Raw genomic sequence first — 21332 nt, 5'->3', positions numbered from 1 at the left:
TCCACACCGACATCGTCCACCAGGGCATCGTATAGCGGCATGATGCAGCCGCCCGGATAGCCGAAAACGGTGTTGATGTTATGGCGGTGGAACGCTTCAAGAATGTGCTGTGCGCCGTTCATGGTCGTTTTTCCCTTTTTCTTTGCCGCAAAAAAGAAACCCCCGGGACCTTTCGGTGCCGGGGGTTTCTGGTGTTTGAGTCAGGTTGTCGCTATCTCACCCGCTTGTCCACGCAAAAGCCCCCGGACGGTACCACGACCACCAGGACTAGCTTTACAAGGACAATCACTGCGTTGAGATTCATAAAATCGGCAATCTGCTCTGAATTCGTAAAAACAATATGTGTAGAATCTAACCCACGTTTAAAACCGGTTGCAACCCTTTATTGCCTCAAATACGGAAGTGATGAGCATTTCATGACAAAAGCAAAACTCGGATCCCTCGGTTTATCCCTGCTGGTCATTATTCTCCTGGCTATCTGGATGGCTACCGGTGAGCTCAAAGTGGCCAGTGATGATGCCCCGGCCGACCCCGAGCAGGAACAGCGCCAGCCCACCCGGGTAGAGGTGGAAACGCTGGAAGCCACCAACTATCAGCCGGTACTGAAACTGCAGGGCCAGCTGCAGCCCTGGCAGTCGGTGATGGTAGGTGCCCGGGTGGCCGGAACGGTAGAGCAGTTGCACGTGCAGCTGGGGGACCAGGTAAAAGCCGGGGAGCCGTTGCTGACGTTGTCTACCGATGGCCGGGATGCCGTGGTTGAGCGCTGGAGAGCCACTATTCGCAAGCTGGAAGCCGACCTGGCCGGCGTGCGCCGGTTGCGTTCGAATAACCTGGCTTCCGAAACCGAAGTGTTGCGGTTGCAGAGTGAACTGGCCGCCGCCAGGGCTGAACGGACAGCGGCAGAACTGGCGTTGCAACATCTCAAACCGGCCGCTCCCTTTGACGCAGTAGTGAATCGTCGGGAAGTAGACCCCGGTACATTGGTGCAGGTGGGCACGCCCCTGTTCGAGCTGGTGCAGATTGATCGCCTGAAAGCCACCGGGCAGATTCCCCAGCAGTCGGTGTCTGCGGTCGAGCCCGGGCAGGCGGTGGAGATCAAATTGCTGGATGGCACCGCCATGGCGGGTGTGGTCAGCTTTGTCGCCAGTGCGGCATCCCCGGAAACCCGCAGCTTTGCGGTGGAAATCCTGGTGGAGAACCCGGATTTGCTGAGAGCGGCTGGCGGCACCGCTACCCTGAACATCCGCTTGCCGGAGCAAAAGGCCCAGTTCATTTCACCGGCCTACCTGACGCTGGACGACGACGGCCGGCCCGGTGTGAAGTACGTCAACGGGCAGGACCGGGTGATGTTCCAGACCGTCAAACTGCTCAACGTAGCCACCGATGGCGCCTGGGTGTCCGGCCTGCCGGATCAGATCCGGCTGATTACCCGGGGTGGCGGGTTTGTGGCCGAGGGTGAGGCCGTGCAGCCGGTCGACCGCTCAGACCAGCGGGGCTGACCAACATGAGAGCACTGATCTCTGCGGCCATGGACCGCAGCCGCACCACGCTGCTGACCTTCCTGTTCCTGCTTCTTGGCGGCATGGCGGCGTACCAGGCGATTCCCAAGGAATCGAACCCGGACGTCACTATTCCCATGATCTATGTGTCCATGACCCTGGATGGCATCAGCCCCGAGGATGCGGAGCGCCTGTTAGTGCGCCCCATGGAACAGGAGCTGAGGGCGCTCGAAGGCATCAAGGAAATGCGCAGCACCTCCGCCGAAGGCCATGCCTCGGTGATGCTGGAGTTTGATGCCGGTTTCGACCCCGACAAAGCCCTGCAGGATGTGCGCGAGAAAGTGGACACTGCCCGCTCCAAGCTGCCCCAGGAGGCAGACGAGCCGCGGGTGCATGAAATCAACGTGTCCCTGTTTCCGGTGCTGTCCATCGGCTTGTCCGGACCCTTGTCTGAACGGGAGCTAATCACCATTGCCCGCCGCCTGCAGGATGCCATTGAAGCCATTCCCGATGTACTGGAAGTGGAAATAGGCGGCGACCGGGAAGACCTGCTGGAAATCGTGGTGGATGCCCAGGTGCTGGAAAGCTACGGCATCGATTTCGACCAGCTGGCGCAACTGGTTACCCGCAACAATCAGCTGGTGGCCGCCGGCTCGCTGGATACCGGCAACGGTCGCATGGCCCTGAAAGTACCCGGGGTCATCGAGAACATTGAAGATGTGATGTCCATGCCCGTGAAGGTGGATGGCGATACCGTGGTGACTTTCGGCGACATTGCCATGCTGCAGCGTACCTTCAAAGACCCCACCGGCTTTGCCCGGATTAACGGCGAGCCGGCGTTGGTGCTGGAGGTGTCCAAGCGCTCCGGGGCCAACATCATCGAAACCATCGAGCAGATTCGCACCCTGATTGATGACGCCCGCCCGCGGCTGCCGGAGACGCTGGAAATCCGCTACATCATGGATCAGTCCGAGGAAGTGCGGGACATCCTCTCGGACCTGCTCAACAACGTACTGACCGCCATTGTGCTGGTGATTATCGTGGTCATCGCCGCCATGGGCCCCCGTTCGGCACTGCTGGTGGGCCTGACCATTCCCGGTGCCTTCCTGACCGGCATCCTGGTGATCTCGGGCATGGGCCTCACCCTCAACATTGTCGTGCTGTTCAGCCTGATCCTGGTGGCCGGCATGCTGGTAGACGGCGCGATTGTGGTGTCGGAACTGGCGGATCGAAACCTGAGTGATGGTCAGACGGTCAAGCAAGCCTGGGTAGAAGCCGCATCCCGCATGGCCTGGCCGGTGATTGCTTCCACCGCCACCACCCTGGCGGTGTTTGTGCCGCTGTTGTTCTGGCCCGGGGTGGTGGGGGAGTTCATGAAATTCCTGCCCATGACAGTGCTGATCTGCCTGATTGCGTCCCTGGCTATGGCACTGGTGTTTCTGCCGGTGCTTGGGGGCGTTAGTGGTGGCAAGCGGTCGCACCATGATCCGGAAGAAAGCCGGTTTGTTCAGGGCTACCGCAAGGCGCTGGCAACCCTGCTCAAACGCCCGGGGCTGACCCTGCTTGGTTCCCTGGTGCTGATAATCCTGATCTATGCCGCCTACGGCCGCTTCAATCACGGTGTGGAATTCTTTCCCAGTGTTGAACCGGATTCTGCCCAGGTTCAAGTGCGTGCCCGGGGCGACCTTTCCATCCGGGAGCGGGATGCCATTGTGCGTGAGGTAGAACAACGCCTGCAGAATATGCCGGAGGTGAAAGCGCTGTACGCCCGCTCCATGCTGTCGACCAGTACCCAGATGGCACCGGATGTTATCGGTGTGCTGCAGTTCCAGTTCAATGACTGGTTCACCCGCCGGACGGCCACCGAGATCCTGGAGGATTTCCGTGAACGTACCGCAGACATTCCCGGGGTAGAGCTGGAGTTCCGCAAACAGGAAGGCGGCCCCGCTGAGGGCAAGCCGGTGGAGTTGCTGGTCAGCAGCATGAACAGCGGCGACCTGGACGGCTATGTGGACCAGATACAACAGCAAATGCGCGCCCAGGGTGGCTTTGTCGACATTGAAGATGACCGCAGCCTGCCCGGCATTGAGTGGCGCCTGAAGGTAGACCGGGAGGCCGCCGCCCGCTTTGGTACCGATGTGTTGAGTATCGGCAGTGCCGTGCGCCTGGTAACCAACGGCCTGATACTGGCCACCTACCGGCCTGAAGACGTACGGGACGAAGTGGACATTGCCGTGCGGGTGCCCAACAACTGGCGTGAGCTGGAGCAGCTGCAACGCCAGACCATCAACACGCCGAGGGGCCAGGTGGCGCTGTCCGAATTTGTGACCCTGGAGCCGGGCGACAAGACCGGAACCATTGTGCGGGTAGACGGCCAGCGTACCGTTACCATCAAATCCGATGTGGCCCCCGGGCAGCGGATGGATGAACTGCTGCGCACTTTGCAGGCAGAGATGCCGGAGCCGCCAGAAGGAGTCACCATGCGCTTTGCCGGTGAAAACGAAGACCAGCAACAGGCCGCAAACTTCCTGGTGGCAGCCTTCCTGGTGGCGGTGGGGCTGATGTTGCTGATCCTGGTAACCCAGTTCAACTCCCTGTACCAGACCTTCCTGATTCTGTCGGCCATTGTGCTGTCCACCGCCGGCGTGTTGCTGGGGCTGCTGTTTAACGGCCAGCCCTTTGGCGTGGTGATGGTGGGCATGGGCATTATTGCCCTGGCCGGCATTGTGGTGAACAACAACATCATTCTGATCGATACCTACAACCAGATGAAACAGGAAGGCAAGGCCGCCTATGACGCGGCGCTGGAAACCGGTTGTCTGCGTTTCCGGCCGGTGTTACTCACCGCGATTACCACCATACTGGGGCTGATGCCCATGGTGCTGGGCATTAACGTAGATCTTTTGTCTCCGTCACTGGGGTTGGGCGCACCCTCTACCCAATGGTGGACCCAGCTGTCCAGCGCCATCGCCGGTGGCCTGGCCTTTGCCACCTTCCTGACCCTGCTGCTGACACCGGCCTTGCTGGTACTGGGTGACAAGGCCGGTGAACGGTTCCGGGCACTGATTGGCCGGAGGCAGTGATGGATTACCAGAACAATCCGCTTATGGAAATCTACCGGGACCCGTGGCTGCTGGCAGTCCACAAACCCGCCGGCCTGCTGGTACACCGCAGCCCGATTGACAAGCATGAAACCGAGTTTGCCCTGCAGTACGCCCGGGCCCTGAACGGCGGCGAGCACGTGTACCCGGTGCACCGGCTGGACCGGCCCACCTCCGGTGTGTTGCTGTTTGCCCGGGACCCGGACACCGCCAGGACAGTCGGCCAGGCCATGATGGCGGGTGAGGTGAGCAAAACCTACCTCGCGGTAGTTCGGGGCTGGACGCCGGAATCTGGCACCATTGATCACCCGCTGAAGGACGAGCCGGAAGACCGGCGTTTGCGCGGAACCGAGCAGCCGGTAAGGGAAGCGCTTACGCATTATCGCCGGCTGGCGACCACCGAAATCCCGGTGGAAATCGAACGCTATCCCACCAGCCGCTACAGCCTGGTAGAGCTGTATCCGAAAACCGGGCGCAAACACCAGTTGCGGCGCCATATGAAGCACATTAACCACCCCATTATCGGCGATGCCAACCACGGCCGCGGCCGGCATAACCGGTATTTTGCCGAGCGCTTCGGGCAGGGGCGGCTGATGCTGGCAGCGACAGAGTTGGTGTTAACGCATCCGGTAACCGGCGAGGAGCTGGCTCTGAAAGCTCCGCCGGAGCAGAGTTTCATGGATGTTCTGTCCATCTTTCCGTCGCCGGGTGCCGGCTAAACGCCCCTGCCTGTCACTCTTTGATGTGATTTGTGTATCTTTTTATATCGTTTTGCTTCGATTGGTTGGGATCGGCGGAAACACAGAACCCTTTGGTGCATACTCGAAAATAAGCTTATAACCGAATAATAAAGCTCGTTATCGAGGCTTCCCGTGCCCAGATTCTGTCTTGTCCTTGCGTTCATCACCGGCCTGTTACTGCCTGCGTTGGTCCAGGCGGAGACCGCCGTTTGGAACGAGCAGTCCGAGCGGCTGGAGTTGTCCCGGTTCGTGGATTACCGTGTTGAATCCAGCCCTATCTCGTTTTCCCAGGTGCAGGCGTTGCCGGAGGCGGAGTGGCAACAGAACGGCAGTGACAGTGTCAGCCTGGGTTATGGCGGCGATGTTTACTGGTTCCGCGTCAGTTTACGAAATGCCCGGGCGGCTGAAGCCCTGACCTTCCTGGAAATCAGCTATCCGGTGCTTGATCGTATCGAGCTGTATCGTTCGTCTGGTGCCAGCCCGCCACAGCCACTTGTTCTGGGCGACAAACAACCTTTCCACGAGCGCCCCATTCACCATCGGAATTTTGTGGTGCCTATCGCCATAGCGCCGGATACCACGGAAACCCTTTACCTGAGAGTTGAAACTACCAGCTCCATGCAGGTGCCCCTGACCCTCTGGGACCAGGAGGCCTTCTACGCGGCAGAGCAGTCCCGCAGCATGTTCGAAGGGGTCTATTACGGCATTGTCCTGGTGATGATCCTGTACAACCTGTTTGTGTACATGGCGGTCCGGGAGCGCAGTTTTCTCTATTACGTGGGCTACATAAGCAGCATGCCGTTGTTCCTTGCAAGCCTGCACGGGGTGGCGTTCCAGTACCTTTGGCCGGAGGCCACCTGGTGGAACGACCAGTCCATCATCGTGTTCCTCAACCTGGCGGTGTTGTTTGGCGGGGTGTTCAGCATCCGCTTTATCAGCGTAACCCGGCAAAAACATCCTTACCTGAACCGCTGGACCATGGCCATGGTTATGACCGCCGGCCTGCTGGCGCTGGCCGGGCTGTTTGTGCCTTACGAGCACATGATACTGCCTACCATCCTGGCGGCCTTTGTGGGGTGTTCCACCATGCTGATGCTCAGTGTGGTGCGCTGGATAAAGCGCGATCCAGCCGCGCGTTATTACACCGTGGCCTGGGTGTTCATGCTGTTCGGCGGCATTGTTCTGGCGCTCAGTAAATTCACCGTACTGCCCCGTAACCTGATCACTGAAAACGCCACCCAGGTGGGTTCGGCTCTGGGGGTTATCCTGCTGTCTGTTGCGCTGGCTGACCGCATCAACCGGGAAAAGAAACGGGCCTTCGCCGCTCAGCAGCGCCTGCTGGCCGAGGAGCGAAAAGCCCGCATGGCCCAGGAAGACTCATTGCGCGTCCAGCAGGAAGCCAACACCATGCTGGAACAGCGTGTACAGGAGCGCACCCGTGACCTTGAGGCCGTTAACCTGAAGTTGCTGGAGCTGAACGCCAGGGATCCGCTGACCGGCCTGAAGAACCGTGGCCACTTTGATGAAGTCTTCCAGCAGGATGTGGTGCGGGCCTATCGTTTCCAGCAGCCGTTGTCTCTGCTGGTGGTGGATATCGACCACTTCAAGTCGTTTAACGACACCTACGGCCACCTGGTGGGGGACGATTGCCTGCGGATGGTCGCCGAGTGCATTGGCCGCCACATTACCCGTCCACAGGATATGGCAGCCCGCTACGGTGGGGAAGAGTTTGTGGTGCTGCTGCCGGATACGCCGGAGGAGGGCGCGCTCCGGGTGGCCGAGCGCATACGGAATGAAATCGAATCAACCGGGTTCCGGGTGTCTGGCGAAGTTCTGCGGGTAACGGTCAGCATTGGCGTCTGCAGTGCCACGCCAGCGCGGGCCGACGCCACCAAGGAAATCTTTACTTGCGCGGATGATGCCCTGTACCAGGCCAAGAATCTGGGCCGGAACCGTGTGGCTTCAGACCCGCACAAGTGTCAGAGCATTTCGGCAACTGCGTTGTCATAGGCTGTTGCCGAGAACCGCGTAATCTGTGGCCACGGTTGCTCCGCTTCCAGCAGGTAGGCAAGTTCAAGCAGGGTGCGTTCATCCCCGTGGCGGGCCATGAACTGCACCGAAACCGGCAGGTTGTGTTCGGTCAGTGCCATGGGTACAGAGATCGCCGGGGCGCCTGTGGCGTTGGCCAGCGGGGTGAAGTTTACATAGCTGTTCAGCCGCTCGAACAGCAGGTCAAACGGCACCGTGGGGCTCAGATGGCCCAGCGGTGGGGTGGTCTGGCCCAGCACCGGCGTCAGTACCGCATCGTAGTTGGTCATGTGTTGGGCGTAGTCGTTCCATGAACGCTTCAGGCGCCAGATAACCGCAGGCAGGCGCCAGAAATGCTTCCGGAACATGGCATCCAGGCCATTGGTGAGGTCATCGGTTTTACGCTTGTCGAAATCCGGGTGCATCAGCTTGTGGCCCCGGGCTTTTACGCCGAAAGCCAGCATGGACCAGTACAAGGCAAAGTCCTGTGGGAAAGATTTATTGATGGGCACCGCCATGGGTTCGACCACATGCCCAAGCTTTTCCAGCAGGCGGGCGGTGTTCTCCACCGTGCTTCGGGTAACCGGGTCCGTCGGGTGGCCATTCACTGAATCCAGCACCAGGCCAATGCGCAGTTGCCGGCCGGATGGCCCGTGCACATGGCCGATTTCCTGCAACTTGCGATTGCGGAAGTAGTCTTCGGCATGGGCCAGGAAACCTGCGGTGTCCCGAACCGAGCGGGTAACCACGCCATCACTGACGATGTTGACCGGAAGATCCCTGGCGGCATCGTTATCCACCACCCGGCCCCGGGTGGGTTTCAAACCGACCAGTCCACAACAGGCCGCCGGGATGCGAATGGAGCCGCCGCCATCGTTGGCGTGGGCCACCGGTACCACCCCGGCTGCCACCAGGGCCGCAGCACCACCGGACGATGCGCCGGAGGAATAGGCCGGATTCCAGGGGTTGCGGGTAGGCTCGGCGTGGGCCGGCTCCGTGGTGGCGTTAAAGCCGAACTCCGGCAGGGTGCTTTTGCCCAGGTTCAGGTAACCCTGGGCCAGCATCTGCCGGGCGAAGGCGCCTGTGGTCCTGGCAACATTGGCAGGCACCGCGGCAGAACCATGGCCGGTGGGCAGGCCGGCGACATCGGTGTTGTCTTTGATAAACATGGGCACGCCGGCGAAGGGGGCGTCCGGGTCGGGCAGGCTGGCGGCCTGGTTCAGGGCCTGCTCGTAGTTCTCTGCCACCACACCGTTCAGAACGGGCTGTGCCAGCCTTGCCCTTTGTACCGCTGCCCGGGCTACGTCTTCCGCTGAAACTTCGCCGCTGCGGATGCGGGCGGCAAGCTCCGTGGCATCAGACTCGCCCACCGCATCATCTCGAAAACAGTGGAAAGGGGAAGAAGACGTGTGGGGCATGGTTCACTCCGAGCTTGTTGTTTGCCCTGAACCATACCGCACCTTCAAATGTGACGATATGTCATTTCGGGTATTAGCCGTTCCGGCTGCGGGCCGCCTTGACCACATCATAGGCGTGGCTGATCTCCCGGGTACGCTCTTCGGCCATTTCCCGCATGCTTTCCGGCATGCCCCGGCCGGCCAGTTTGTCCGGATGGTTTTCGCTCATCAGCTTCCGGTAGGCCCGTTTCAGTTCGGCGTCAGACACCGAGGGTGACACCCCCAGCACCTTGTAGGCATCGTCCAGCTGCTGGCTTGTGGAATAGTTGGACGCACCGCCCGCCTGGCCGGCATGGGCGCCCCGCAACATGGCTTCCAGCTGGTCTACCTGGCTTTCCGGCAAGCCCAGTTTGCGGGCAATGTGTACCAGCATTTCGTGTTCGGCCGGGTGGACCACGCCATCGGCGGCCACGGCAGAAACCTGAACCTGCAGAAACATCTGCAGGAAGGCGGGCTGCCGGCCGGTGCTGCGCAGGAACCGGTCCAGCTCGGCATCCAGGTCGAAATCCTCCGACTTGCCTCGGTTAAAGGCTTCCTTTGCCACGGCTCTCTGGGCTTCGTTGAGACGGAACCGGGCGAACATGGTCTCGGCCATGCGGATTTCATCCCGGGTGACCACGCCATCTGCCTTGCACAGGGCGCCCATCACCGCGAACATGGATTCGATAAAGCCGGACTGAAGGTTCTGAAGCTTGCCGATCAGGCGCTTTTTCATGCGCTGGAACAGGAAGGCACCGATGGCAGCCCCCACCAGGAATCCCGGAAAACGGCCAAAGGCATAACCGATCAGGCCACCAAAGATAATTGCAAACAGCATTCAGAGTTCCTTCGCTAGTAAATCAGTCCGTAGAATATACGGGTTTTTGGTCAAGGCTTCATGAACAGGCTTTCATCCACGGTATCGACCTGGTCGGAATGCAGGTGCTGCTCGGCATAGTCACGCCAGACGCCGGAGCTTACAAACAGCCGGAAAACCTCGCCGTCCAGGTGCCCGTTTTCAACCATGCCGGCCATAATGGCCAGGGATTCCGACAAAGTTTTACCCCGCTTGTAGGGACGATCCGAGGCGGTCAGGGCCTCGAACACATCGGCAATGGCCATGATCTTTTCCGGAATGCCCATGGCATCGCCGGTCAGGCGGCAGGGGTAGCCGTTGCCGTCGGTCCGCTCATGGTGGGTGCCCGCCAGTCGCGGCACCCTGGCCAGGCGATCGGGCAGGGGCAGGGCATCGAGCATGCAAATGGTTTGCACAATGTGCTCGTTGATCTTGAAGCGCTCTTCCTCGGTCAGGGTGCCGTAACGCACCGTCAGGTTATGCAGCTCGCCCTGGTTATAGGCGTATTCCGGCAACGACATATCGAAGCCCCAGCGGTTTTCCGGGTCATCTTTGCGTACCGGTGGTACATGCTCGCCCCAGGCTCTCAGGTGGCCCGGTTTGTCGGCCAGCAGGGTTTCGGTGGCAGGCAGCGGGGGCTCAGGATGGCCTTTCAGGGCCTGTTGTTCTTCCTCTGACAGCCCCAGCCGGTCACTGAAGTGACGGGTCCAGGTTTGCCCGGCAATGGCGTGGATGCGTTCGATGTCAGCATCCTCCATGCTCTCGCTGCCCTGATTAACGGCGGCCAGAAAGCGGAAGTCCTCCTGCAGGCGGGTTTGGACGTCGGCTTTGTCTTGCCGCGCTTGGTCCGGATCCTCACCGGCCAGGATGGCCTTCAGGCAGGTGATTTCGGCATCCCGGTGCAGCACTTCAAACCGGGTGCGGATTTCATGGATGCGGTTGTAGATGGTCTCCAGTTTCACTGCTTTGTCGACTACGTATTCCGGGCTGGTGATCTTGCCGCAATCGTGCAGCCAGGCCGCCAGGTGGAATTCGTAGCGCTCGTCTTCCGTCATTCCGAAGCTGGCGAAAGCGCCTTCGGAACTCTGCTCCGCCTGTTCAACCAGCATCTGCGCCAGTTTGGGAACCCGCTCACAATGGCCGCCGGTGTAGGGTGACTTGGCATCAATGGCGTTTGCTACCAGCCGGATAATGCCGTCCAGCAGGGCCTGCTGGCTTTCGATCAGTTCCCGGGTTTCGATGGCAACCGCGGCAGAGCCGGCAATCTCATCAACAAAGGTAATCAGGTCATCACTCAGGTTGGTTTGATCACCGTTTTCGATCTCGATAACCAGCACACCGATCAGTTTCCTGCGGCGGTTCCTGAGTACCGCAAACACCGGGTGCCCGGCAATGTATCGGCGAAGCTCCTGAATAACGTCGTAGTCGCTGGCGTCCGGGGCGACCGGGTTTACAGCCTGTGGCAACTCCAGCCCCCGGTTAACAGACAGTTCCAGTTTTTGCTCGCGACTGTTGAACAGATACACCGCACCCCGTTCCTGCCCGACGATGCTCACAAGCTGTTCGAGGATGTCGTTTAGCAACTGTTTGAGATCCTGGCCCCGGTTCAGCACGGTCGAGATACTCTGGAAGCTTCGAATGGTGTGGGCCATATCGTCCAGCGCGATGCTCAGCTCGGAGGCTTCGCGAATGTGGGAGGTCGACCGCATCGGCGTATCAAACCGGAACCTGGACAGCCGGCTGACCTGCCCGGTCAGCAGTTCAATAGGTTTACCGACCTGCCTGCCCAGTACCCAGCCTGCCAGCAGTAACAGCAGGGCGATGGCCCCGGCGATCAGGGTTTGCCGGGTGAGGGCGGCCCAGACATCGGCCAGTAACTCGTTGGAGGGTATGGCGACAACAATGGACAATTCCTCGCCGGGCAGAGACTCAAGGGGTTCACTGATGCCGTACCAGCTTCGCCCGTCGCGGGTGAACTGGCTGATGCGGCTATGGCTTTCCGGTTGCAGGGCCTGGAGTACTACCTCGCCTGGCTCACTATCCTGTGACGAGCCGGCCAGCAGCTGGCCCGAGGCGTTCAGGATGGCAATGCGGCTGCCGGGGGTTTGCTTCAGCTCCGCCAGCTGGGCACCAAGGTCGGTGACCGTGACATCAATGCCCAGAACGGTTCCTGCCTTTTCGCTGGCACGCTGCGACAGGGTGATGCCGGTTTCCTGGGTGGTAAAAAACACATAGGGCGCAGATAACGTCAGGGCGCCTGATTCCCGGGCGGCCTGGTACCAGGGCCTTTCGCGCGGATCAAAGTTGTAACTGGCCAGGTCCCGTTGCTCGAGCAAGTTCAGGTTGCGGTCATAGAAATGCCAGCGGCCTTGGTGATCGTTGCCGGTGCGAACCAGGCTTTGCAGCAGGTAATGACTGTTGGCCGGTGCATCCGGAAACTGCCTGGCGCTCGAATTCTGCAATTTCCGGAACAGGAAAAAGTCGCCGTTTTCATAGCCCGCGTATACGGCACTGACAATCTCGCTGCTGGCCAGGATGTCGGCCACAACCGGCAGGCGGTCCAGGCGTTGTTCCAGGGTATCGGCTTCGGTGAGTGGGTCGTGCCGGAGCACCGCAAGGGCGGTGGACGGGGGTTGGGTAATGGCCTGAATCCGGTCATCCACACTGATCGCCAGCTGCCGGGCGGTGGCCGTGGCTGCGGTGACCTTGGCTTGCTCCATGCCACGGAAACTCTGGCCCACCAGAACGATGGTCAGAATCAACATGCCCAGGGTAACTGCGGAGGCAATCAAAAAAGCCAGTGAAACCTGGGCGAGTTGACGGTGTTGCTGCATGGAGAGCCCTTGAAGGAAATGGAAGCCTACCGTCAGTTTAGACGCTTGCGCTGAAAATTCAGGCAGTTAGTTATTGAATCCACGCCACCAGCAAGCCGGCCCCCAGTGACAGCACCATGGGCCCGGCCACCAGCAGTCCGGTCTGCCGGTTGCCGATGCTCCAGGCAATACCGGACTTCACCAGGTTGTTCACCGCCGCTGCGATCACGATGCCCAGCACAGCGGTGTCCATCGCCAGTCCGTTGTTGGACATACGGGTGAGCGATAGGGTAATCGCATCCACGTCTGCCACGCCGGAGGTGGCCGCCAGCGCGAAGATGCCGGCATCGCCAAACGCATTTTTCAGGAATTCCCCCAGCAGCAGGATAGCGGTCAGCAGCAACCCGAACACCAGTGCGGAAGACAGATCCAGCGGGTTCTGGGACAAGCTGGGCTGGCTGACCTGCAGCTGTTTGGAGTTTTTCTGCCAGATGTACAACGCCGGGCCGTAGAGCAGGATAGTCATAACCAGCACCGGCCAGACCAGGCTGGGCAGCAGGGCAGTGTTGATCACCAGGCAGTACACCAGGATGCGGGGGAACATGGTGCCGCAGGCAATCAGGATGCCGGCGGCAAACTGGGGGCTGAAGCCTTCGTTACTTCGGGACTGGCGGGCAAAGTGCAGGGTCAGGGCGGTGGACGAACTGAGGCCGGCAAACAGGCTGGTGAACAGAATGCCCTTGCGGGCGCCGGCGACCCGGATGGCGAAGTAGCCGACGAAGGAGATGGATGCAATCATCACCACCATCCACCAGATTTCCCGAGGGTTCAGCACACCGCCCGGGCCCATGCGCTCGTTGGGCAGCAGGGGCAGCATCACCACGGAGATCAAGAGCAGTTTAAGGGCCGCGTCCAGTTCATGGGCCTGGAGCTTCTGCACCCAGCCGTGAATTTCTTGCTTGTTGTCCAGGATAATGGCGGTGACCACCGCCGCTGCCGTGGCAATCACCGGGTCGACCGCGACCGCCACCGCACCAAAACAGAAGGTCAGCAGCATGCCCACCAGCCCGGTGATGCTGAAATTGCGAATGTGTTCGAGCCGCTCGCTGTAAGCCACCAGCCCCATGGCCACCACGCTGAGTAGCAGCACCGGGAATGCCCAAACTGTAATCTCCGAGGCCAGCACTGCCGAGATGCCACCGAGCAGCCCCACCAGCGAGAAGGTGCGGATACCGGCGATTCGCTCCCCGGACTTCTGCTCCCGGGCATCCCAGCCCCGCTCCAGGCCAACAATCGCGCCCAGCAACAGGGCCACGGCCAGGTTAATGGTGGTCTGGTTAGAGGCAATAAACTGGCTGGCTACGTCATCCACAGGCCGCGTGTCCCTGAAAAAATAGATTTGCCTTGCATTCTAGGCAATTACCGGTGGCCAGGTCACCCTTTAGCCGGTTAGCAACATCGCGCTGCCATACTTTTCAGGCGGTTTCTGGTAACCTGCGCGGCCCCGATATGACCTCCCAATAAGTTAAAGCGATATTTCCTGCCATGATAAATGCACTCAAGCAAAACTGGTTCTCGAACATTCGTGGCGACCTGCTCGCCGGTATTGTGGTGGCGCTGGCGTTGATCCCGGAGGCCATCGCGTTCTCCATCATTGCGGGCGTAGACCCGAAAGTCGGCCTGTATGCCTCTTTCTGTATTGCCGTAATCATTGCCTTTGTTGGCGGCCGGCCGGGGATGATCTCTGCAGCCACCGGCGCCATGGCGTTGTTGATGGTTACGCTGGTGAAAGAGCACGGCCTGCAGTACCTGCTGGCGGCTACCCTGCTGACCGGTGTCATCCAGATTGCAGCCGGCTACCTTAAATTGGGTGGGCTGATGCGGTTTGTGTCGCGCTCGGTGGTTACCGGCTTTGTGAACGCGCTGGCTATCCTGATCTTCATGGCCCAGCTGCCGGAACTGACCAACGTAACCTGGCACGTCTATGCCATGACGGCTGCGGGCCTTGGCATTATCTACCTGTTCCCGCTGGTGCCTGTGGTCGGCAAGCTGATCCCTTCTCCGCTGGTGTGTATTGTGGGTTTGACGGCCGTGGCCATGATTGTCGGGCTGGACATCCGCACCGTCGGAGATATGGGTGAGCTGCCGGATACCCTGCCGATTTTCCTGTGGCCGGATGTGCCCCTGACCCTGGAAACCCTGATGATCATCCTGCCGTATTCCCTCGGCCTGGCCGTCGTGGGCTTGCTGGAATCGCTGATGACCGCCACCATCGTGGATGACCTGACCGATACCACCAGTGACCGCAACCGCGAGTGTAAAGGCCAGGGGATTGCCAACATCGGTTCCGGCCTGCTGGGTGGCATGGCCGGTTGCGCCATGATCGGCCAGTCCATTATTAACGTGAAATCCGGCGGCCGCACCCGGCTCTCGACGCTGACGGCCGGCGTGTTCCTGCTGATTCTGGTGCTGGTTCTGGATAAGTGGCTGGTACAGATTCCCATGGCCGCCCTGGTGGCGGTGATGATTATGGTATCCATCGGTACCTTCAGCTGGGATTCCATTCGCAATCTTCGGGAGCATCCCCTGTCCACCAACATTGTCATGCTGGTGACGGTGATTGTGGTGGTGGCCACCCACAACCTGGCATTCGGCGTGCTGGCCGGTGTTTTGCTGGCAGCCCTGTTCTTCGCCAACAAGGTGGGCCATTACATGCTGGTGACCTCCGAGCTGGACGAGCAAACCGACACCCGTCGCTACACGGTTGTAGGCCAGGTATTCTTCAGTTCTTCGGAAAAGTTGCTCGAATCCTTTGACTTCAAGGAAGCGGTGGATAATGTTGTGATAGACCTGAGCCGCGCACACTTCTGGGATATTACTGCCGTAGGTGCGCTGGACAAGGCGGTCATCAAGTTCCGCCGTGAGGGTGCAGACGTTGAGGTAATCGGCCTGAACGAAGCCAGTGCCACCATCGTTGACCGTTTCGGGGTGCATGACAAGCCCGAAGCCGTTGACCAGCTGATGGGAGGGCACTGACCATGAATCAGAAAGGCGAGGCGAACATGTTACGAGTAGTGGCCTGTATCGACGGTTCCCGGGCAGCCCCCGCGGTGTGTGATTACGCCGCCTGGGCCAGCCGGCACATGGAAACACCGCTGATGTTGCTGCACGTTCTGGATGAAGAGCGCTACCCCGCTGAACCGGACCTGGCTGGTAGCATCGGGCTGGGTAGCCGGGAGCACTTGCTGGACGAGCTGGCAGACCTTGACCGGAAACGCTCCAAACTGGCCCTGGAGCACGGCCACCACATGCTGGATGAAGCCGAAGCGCGGGTACAGAAGGCCGGCATTGCCGAAGTGGTAAAGCGCCAGCGCCATGATAATCTGACCGATTCGCTGCTGGCCCTGGAGAAAGAAACCCGCCTGTTCGTGATGGGTCTGCACGGTGAAAGCAGCTCCGACCGGGATATTCACATCGGCAGCCAGCTGGAAACCGTGATCCGCAGCGTTCACCGCCCGATTCTGCTGGTGCCCGACGAATTTACCCAGCCGAAGAGCGCCATGTTGGCCTTTGATGGCAGCGAAACCGCCTTCAAAGGCGTGGAAATGGTGGCCGCCAGCCCGGTTCTGAAAGGCATGCCCCTGCACCTGGTGATGGTAGGGGCAGATACGGCAGACCGTTGGGAACAGCTACGGAAGGCCGAGAAAATGCTGGCAGGCCTGGATGTGGAGATCACGCTCGCCATCCGCGCCGGCGATGTGGAGCCCACGCTCCATGCCTATCAGGACGAGCACGACATCGACATGCTGGTCATGGGCGCTTATGGCCATTCCCGCATTCGCCAGTTCCTGGTGGGCAGCACCACAACCACCATGCTGAAAACCGCGAAGAAGCCCCTGGTTATCCTTCGCTAAGGAGCCCAGCCTATGCCCGGTCAGCGATTACTTTCGCTTGTCGCCAGCCTCTGCGCCTTGCTGATGCTGGCCGGGTGTTCCACCGCCCTGAAACCAGTCGTGCATGACCCGGATTTCCGGCTATCCTCGGTGAAGGATTCCTTCATAACGGACCAGCGCCGGATGCACCTTGCCCCAGACTCCCCGAACACCGGCTTTCAGCTGCTGAACAGTGGCCGTGATGCCTTCCTGATGCGGGCTGCGCTGATCGAAACCGCCGAACAGTTTATCGACGCCCAGTATTACATCTGGAATAACGATTCCACCGGGCGCTATCTGGCCGGCCGGCTGGTAGCCGCTGCAGACCGTGGCGTTCAGGTGCGCCTGCTGCTGGACGACATCAACGTGGCTGGCAAGGAGCCGCTGTTTGCTGCGATGGCAATACACCCCAACATCCGGGTGCGTATCTTCAACCCGGCCCGTTCCCGCAGCGGGGTGGGGCGCTGGTTGTCGCTGATTACCGACTTCGACCGCATCAACCGGCGCATGCACAACAAAACCTTTGTGGTGGACGGCCAGGTGGGCATCGCCGGCGGGCGTAACATTGGTGACGAATATTTTGACGAACATCCCAGCCTGAATTTCCGGGACCGGGATGTGATGGTTCTGGGGCCGCTTGCTGAAGATATGACCGCCAACTTCGAGGCCTATTGGAATAATCAGTGGGCCTATCCGCTGGCTACCCTCTATGACCTGCCTGACAACCTCGCTGGCCGCGATGCACTGTCACAACTGCTCAGGGAAACGGCGGCTGATCCGGGTATCCGGGCAGTTCCGCACCAGGAACAGGGCGCGGCGGAAACCTATCTGAGGGGCTGGTTTGCCGGTATGGTGCAGGCCCCTGGCGAACTGGTGTTTGACCCGCCACCGCAAGATCCCCAGGTTCCGGCGGATTCCCCCCAGAATACCGCCAGGGCCTTGTACGGACTGGTTCAGGCAGCGCAATCCGAAATCCTGATTGAATCCGCTTACCTGATCCTGGCAGACAACCAGCTCGACAACCTCGGAGCGCTGGACAACCAGCCGCTGAAGGTGGCGGCGTTAACCAATTCCCTGGCAACCAACGACCTGGTGACCAACCACTCCGGCTATGCCCGCTGGCGCCGGGAAATGCTGGAGCAGGGCATCGAACTATACGAACTGCGCCCGGATGCGCCGGCCTGCCAGCACTGGGTAGCCAGCCGCCCGGCCTGCGAACAGGGTGCTGTCAGCCTGCATTCCAAGGCAGTGGTGTTTGACCGGGAAACCCTGTTCATCGGCTCGTTCAACGTCAACCTGCGCTCGATCTACCTGAATGGCGAAACTGTGCTGATTATCCATAGCCCGGAACTGGCCACCGCCGTTGCTGAAGACATCCGCTATGCCATGTCGCCGGAAAACAGCTGGCAGGTAACGCTGGACGAGCAGGGCGACCTGGTCTGGCAGTCTAAGGGCGAGCAGGTTGGCCATGAGCCGGGCGTCGGTTTCTGGCGCCGGGCGACGTCGCGGTTCCTGTCCTGGTTACCTATCGAGAAGTATCTGTAACCGGCTCAGGCCTCGTTGCCTGCTGCCACGCCGGACGCCCACGCCCATTGAAAGTTATGCCCGCCCAGATGGCCGGTCACATCCACCACCTCGCCGATAAAGAACAAGTTGGGTTGCTCCAGCACGGCCATGGTTTTTGAGGATAACTGCCGGGTATCCACCCCACCTAACGTCACCTCGGCGGTCCGGTAACCTTCGGTCCCGGCGGGTTTGATGGTCCAGTTGCCCAGGGTGTCGGCAATCTGCTCGATGTCCTGGTTACGGTATTCCTGCAGCGGCCGGCTCCAGCCCTGCAATTCATTAAAGGCCTGGGCGAAGCGCTTGGGCAGGTGCTGGTTCAGGTACTGCGCCATGGTGGACTGGGGCTTCTGCTTGCGCAGCGCAAACAGGTCGTCCTGGACGGTTTGTGCCGGTAGCAGGTTGATGTGCAGCTCGTCTCCCGGCTGCCAGTAACTGGACACCTGTAGCATGGCGGGCCCGCTCAGGCCCCGGTGGGTGACCAGCATGGGCTCGCGAAAATGCTGCTTGTGGCAGCTTGCGTCTACGGGGCAACTTACGCCGGCCAGGGGCGACAGCTGTTGCTTCAGCTCCGGGTGCAGGGTGAAGGGCACCAGCCCGGCGCGGGTGGGTAATACCGTCAGTCCGAACTGCTTTGCCAGTTCGTAGCCGAAACCGGTCGCGCCCATGGTGGGGATGGACAGGCCGCCGGTGGCAACCACCAGCGATTCGCACTTCAGGCTGCCGGCACTGGTTTTGACCGTATAGCCGGAACCGGAGGCCTGAACGCCGGAAACAGCGGTGTTCATGCGGATTTCCGCACCGGCCCACTCGCACTCGGTTAACAGCACATTGAGAATGTCCTTCGCGCTGTCCTTGCAGAACAGCTGTCCCGGTGCTTTTTCTTCGTATTCCACCCCGTGGCGGTCCACCAGTTCGACGAAATCCTGCGGGGTATAACGCTTCAGGGCAGAAACGCAGTAATGGGGATTGTCCGAGAGGAAGTTCGCCGGCGTGCTGTTCAGATTGGTGAAATTGCAGCGCCCCCCGCCAGACATCAGGATCTTCTTGCCGGGCTTGTTAGCGTGGTCAATCACCAGCACCTTTCGCCCGCGATAGCCGGCGGTGGCCGCGCACATCAACCCGGCGGCACCGGCGCCGATGATGATCACGTCATACTGGGATGTGGATACTGCCATTGCCTGCCCGCCGCTGATAGAAAACCGGCGGGCAGTATATCAGCTACGCCCGCAGGTGCACCGGGTCCAGCAACCCTGCCGCGATGGCAATGCCGGTCACATCCGGCAGGCGTTCAGCGCCCAGGCGCTTCATCACGCGGGCCCGGTACAGGTCGATGGTTTTTACGCTGACGTCCAGCTGCTCGGCAATTTCCTTGCTGGTGTAGCCCTGGGCCAGGGGCAGGAAAACGTCTTTTTCCCGGCGGGTGAGGGTGGCGATCAAGGCTTCGGTATCGCCATTGGCGGCCATCTTGCCGGTGACATCACCAGTGTCTTGCAGGGCCTGCTGCACGCTGTCCAGCAGCAACTGTTCGTTGAACGGTTTTTCGATGAAATCGAAGGCGCCGGATTTGAATGCGCGCACCACAATGGGCACATCGGCATGGCCGGATACGAAGATGATGGGAATCTCCAGCCCGCGTTTCTGCAATTCTTCCTGTACGTTCAGGCCGCCGAGCCCGGGCATGCGGATGTCCAGCACCACACAGCCGGGGCGGTTTTCGGCCACATCGTTCAGAAACTGGCGGCCGTCGCTGTAGGCACGCACCTGTAATCCAACCGATTCCAGCAGCCATTGGGTGGACTCGAGCATACCGGCATCGTCGTCTACCACGAACACGGTGTTGGCTTCGGCAGGAGTGCTAGCGGACATCAGGGGATCTCTCCGTATTATTGTTGGCGGCGGTCATTCTAGAGCCCCCGCGGCTGTTGTTGAAGGAAAGGTTGGCCGGAAAGCGGCAAATCAGTGACAGGCCACCGGTGTCGGCGTGAATGGCATCCAGGAAGCCGCCAAAGCCTTCGATGATGGAGCGGCTCATGGACAACCCCAGCCCGAGGCCTTTGGGTTTGCTGGTGTAGAACGGCTGGAACATCTGGCGAATGCCTTCGTCGTTCAGCCCCGGGCCTTCGTCGGTAACCTGGATCAGGGTTTCCTGCTGGTCGTTGATGCAGGTGCATACGGTAATGCGGGACGGTTCCCGGTTCTCGCTCTGGCTCGCAGCTTCCACGTTGGCTTCAATGCCGTTACGAATCAGGTTAATCAACACCTGCTCCAGCAAAATCGGGTCTGCGGTGATCACCGGGGAATTCTCCGCCAGGTTCTCTTGCAGCTTCACGCCGTTCTTTTCACCTTCCCACTGGCACAGGCGCACCACGTCGCTTACCACGGCGTTCAGTTGTACCGGGGCCATCTGTTTCTGGCCCTTGCGCAGGAAGGCCCGCAGGCGCTTGATCACTTCCGAGGCCCGGTTGGCGTGGTGCACGATCTTCTGCAGGCCATCGTCTACCTTGGCCAGTTTCTCCGGGCGCTTGTCGGCTTCTTTCAGAAAGCGCTGGCTGGCGCTGGCGAAATTCACAATCGAGGCCAGCGGCTGGTTCATCTCATGGGCAATGCTCGAGGCCAGTTCGCCCAGGGTGGCCAGCCGGGCGGTGTGGGCCAGCTCCTCGGCCAGCAGGCGGTTCTGTTCTTCCTGCTCGATACGGGGCGTGATGTCGCGGGACACGCTGATCACTTCCACCACAGCGCCTGTGTAGGTTTCCCGGATGGCCCGGCTGGCAATCTCGAACCAGCGGCGGCTGCCGTTGCGGTGCTGGATTTCCAGGGTCAGGGTGGCGTAGCCGTCTTCCTGCAGGCGATTGCGGGTGTGAGTCAGTTGTTCCGCCACCTTGTCGTTGCCGAAAACCTCTTCAAGGGATTTGCCCCTGAGCTCTTCCGGCCAGTAGCCCAGCAGCCGCCAGGAGGCCGGTGTGGCGTCGATAAACCGGCCGTCCGGGGCGTGGCGGGAGATCAGGTCTGTGGTGTTCTCGGTAATCAGCCGGTAAAGCCGGCTGGAACGCAGGGCTTCTTCCTGGGTGAGTACATCGGTGGTGGCGTCTCGCCCACGAATCATGACCTGCTGCTTGTCGGAGTGCGGAATGAACGTCCAGAGGCAGATCTTGTCGGCAAACCGGGATTCCACGTTCTCGATGGCCCGGTCCTGATTCAGGGCCGAGGCGGCAAGGGCTGGGGCGTTTACCGGCAAGAGTTCCCCGGCTTCGGCCAGGCGTGCGGCTTCCATCAGCTGGCGGGCGGCGGCATTGCAGCTTAAAACCCGGGCATCGGCGCTGGTCACGAGTGTGGGTTGGGGGTCTTTCTCGGGGATTTTCAT

At 60.4% G+C, this 21332-nt stretch carries 15 protein-coding genes; 7 read left to right on the top strand and 8 right to left on the bottom strand.

The window, feature by feature from the left end; all coding sequences use genetic code 11:
* Positions 1 to 122, bottom strand: a 122-nt coding sequence (locus B2589_RS14340) for a thiamine pyrophosphate-binding protein (protein ID WP_414673914.1), incomplete at its 3' end; no start/stop codon positions are given.
* A 294-nt stretch (positions 123 to 416) separates the two neighbouring features.
* On the opposite strand from B2589_RS14340, the gene B2589_RS01090 reads away from it, so the two are divergent.
* From B2589_RS01090 to B2589_RS01075, 4 genes are all read left to right on the top strand, one after another.
* The gene (locus B2589_RS01090; protein WP_286815342.1) at positions 417 to 1499 is read left to right on the top strand and encodes an efflux RND transporter periplasmic adaptor subunit; all 1083 of its coding nucleotides are present in this window, start codon (positions 417 to 419) and stop codon (positions 1497 to 1499) included.
* 5 nt (positions 1500 to 1504) lie between these two features.
* The gene (locus tag B2589_RS01085; protein WP_286815341.1) at positions 1505 to 4582 is read left to right on the top strand and encodes an efflux RND transporter permease subunit; all 3078 of its coding nucleotides are present in this window, start codon (positions 1505 to 1507) and stop codon (positions 4580 to 4582) included.
* Complete coding sequence (locus B2589_RS01080; protein WP_286815340.1) at positions 4582 to 5319, top strand: pseudouridine synthase; 738 nt, start codon at positions 4582 to 4584, stop codon at positions 5317 to 5319. The genes B2589_RS01085 and B2589_RS01080 overlap by 1 nt, the downstream gene beginning before the upstream one ends.
* A 153-nt stretch (positions 5320 to 5472) precedes the next feature.
* Complete coding sequence (locus B2589_RS01075) at positions 5473 to 7350, top strand: sensor domain-containing diguanylate cyclase (protein ID WP_286815339.1); 1878 nt, start codon at positions 5473 to 5475, stop codon at positions 7348 to 7350.
* On the opposite strand, the gene B2589_RS01070 is transcribed toward B2589_RS01075, so the two are convergent.
* The 4 genes from B2589_RS01070 to B2589_RS01055 form a co-directional block, all read right to left on the bottom strand.
* Positions 7320 to 8786, bottom strand: coding sequence for an amidase (locus tag B2589_RS01070; RefSeq protein WP_286815338.1), 1467 nt, complete (start codon positions 8784 to 8786; stop codon positions 7320 to 7322). The genes B2589_RS01075 and B2589_RS01070 overlap by 31 nt on opposite strands.
* Positions 8787 to 8859: 73 nt before the next feature.
* The gene (gene djlA / locus B2589_RS01065) at positions 8860 to 9642 is read right to left on the bottom strand and encodes a co-chaperone DjlA (protein ID WP_022989418.1); all 783 of its coding nucleotides are present in this window, start codon (positions 9640 to 9642) and stop codon (positions 8860 to 8862) included.
* Between the two features lie 50 nt (positions 9643 to 9692).
* Complete coding sequence (locus B2589_RS01060; protein WP_286815337.1) at positions 9693 to 12494, bottom strand: HD domain-containing phosphohydrolase; 2802 nt, start codon at positions 12492 to 12494, stop codon at positions 9693 to 9695.
* A gap of 70 nt (positions 12495 to 12564) precedes the next feature.
* Positions 12565 to 13845: an MgtC/SapB family protein gene (locus B2589_RS01055; protein WP_022989416.1), complete on the bottom strand. Its 1281-nt coding sequence runs from the start codon at positions 13843 to 13845 to the stop codon at positions 12565 to 12567.
* Positions 13846 to 14018: 173 nt separating this feature from the next.
* Between B2589_RS01055 and B2589_RS01050 the strand changes: the two genes are divergently transcribed.
* From B2589_RS01050 to B2589_RS01040, 3 genes are read left to right on the top strand one after another with little or no spacing between them, the layout of a single operon-like run.
* Complete coding sequence (locus B2589_RS01050) at positions 14019 to 15509, top strand: SulP family inorganic anion transporter (RefSeq protein ID WP_286815336.1); 1491 nt, start codon at positions 14019 to 14021, stop codon at positions 15507 to 15509.
* 2 nt (positions 15510 to 15511) lie between these two features.
* Entirely contained in the window at positions 15512 to 16387 is an 876-nt protein-coding gene (locus tag B2589_RS01045) for a universal stress protein (protein ID WP_058341072.1), read from the top strand.
* Positions 16388 to 16399: 12 nt separating this feature from the next.
* Positions 16400 to 17950, top strand: a complete 1551-nt coding sequence (locus B2589_RS01040; protein WP_286815335.1) for a phospholipase D family protein — start codon at positions 16400 to 16402, stop codon at positions 17948 to 17950.
* Between the two features lie 5 nt (positions 17951 to 17955).
* Here the strand turns inward: B2589_RS01040 and B2589_RS01035 are convergent, their stop codons facing one another.
* Genes B2589_RS01035 through B2589_RS01025 form a run of 3 tightly spaced genes read right to left on the bottom strand, consistent with a single transcriptional unit; the run spans position 17956 to position 21332 of the window.
* Positions 17956 to 19146: an NAD(P)/FAD-dependent oxidoreductase gene (locus B2589_RS01035; RefSeq protein WP_286815334.1), complete on the bottom strand. Its 1191-nt coding sequence runs from the start codon at positions 19144 to 19146 to the stop codon at positions 17956 to 17958.
* A gap of 43 nt (positions 19147 to 19189) precedes the next feature.
* A complete protein-coding gene (locus tag B2589_RS01030; protein ID WP_058341075.1) occupies positions 19190 to 19837 on the bottom strand; it encodes a response regulator transcription factor in 648 nt (215 codons plus the stop codon).
* Positions 19827 to 21332 carry a sensor histidine kinase gene (locus B2589_RS01025; protein ID WP_286815333.1) on the bottom strand — a complete coding sequence of 502 codons (1506 nt, stop codon included), beginning with the start codon at positions 21330 to 21332 and terminating at the stop codon, positions 19827 to 19829. The genes B2589_RS01030 and B2589_RS01025 overlap by 11 nt, the downstream gene beginning before the upstream one ends.

The sequence above is a fragment of the Marinobacter sp. UBA3607 genome (assembly GCF_002375525.1).
Lineage (GTDB): Bacteria > Pseudomonadota > Gammaproteobacteria > Pseudomonadales > Oleiphilaceae > Marinobacter > Marinobacter vinifirmus.
This window is presented reverse-complemented; position numbering and strand designations above follow the sequence as displayed.

Coding starts and splice junctions, on each gene's coding strand:
- B2589_RS01090 (WP_286815342.1), top strand. CDS start 417: ATGACAAAAGCAAAACTCGGATCCCTCGGTTTATCCCTGCTGGTCATT.
- B2589_RS01085 (WP_286815341.1), top strand. CDS start 1,505: ATGAGAGCACTGATCTCTGCGGCCATGGACCGCAGCCGCACCACGCTG.
- B2589_RS01080 (WP_286815340.1), top strand. CDS start 4,582: ATGGATTACCAGAACAATCCGCTTATGGAAATCTACCGGGACCCGTGG.
- B2589_RS01070 (WP_286815338.1), bottom strand. CDS start 8,786: ATGCCCCACACGTCTTCTTCCCCTTTCCACTGTTTTCGAGATGATGCG.
- djlA (WP_022989418.1), bottom strand. CDS start 9,642: ATGCTGTTTGCAATTATCTTTGGTGGCCTGATCGGTTATGCCTTTGGC.
- B2589_RS01060 (WP_286815337.1), bottom strand. CDS start 12,494: ATGCAGCAACACCGTCAACTCGCCCAGGTTTCACTGGCTTTTTTGATT.
- B2589_RS01050 (WP_286815336.1), top strand. CDS start 14,019: ATGATAAATGCACTCAAGCAAAACTGGTTCTCGAACATTCGTGGCGAC.
- B2589_RS01045 (WP_058341072.1), top strand. CDS start 15,512: ATGAATCAGAAAGGCGAGGCGAACATGTTACGAGTAGTGGCCTGTATC.
- B2589_RS01040 (WP_286815335.1), top strand. CDS start 16,400: ATGCCCGGTCAGCGATTACTTTCGCTTGTCGCCAGCCTCTGCGCCTTG.
- B2589_RS01035 (WP_286815334.1), bottom strand. CDS start 19,146: ATGGCAGTATCCACATCCCAGTATGACGTGATCATCATCGGCGCCGGT.
- B2589_RS01030 (WP_058341075.1), bottom strand. CDS start 19,837: ATGTCCGCTAGCACTCCTGCCGAAGCCAACACCGTGTTCGTGGTAGAC.
- B2589_RS01025 (WP_286815333.1), bottom strand. CDS start 21,332: ATGAAAATCCCCGAGAAAGACCCCCAACCCACACTCGTGACCAGCGCC.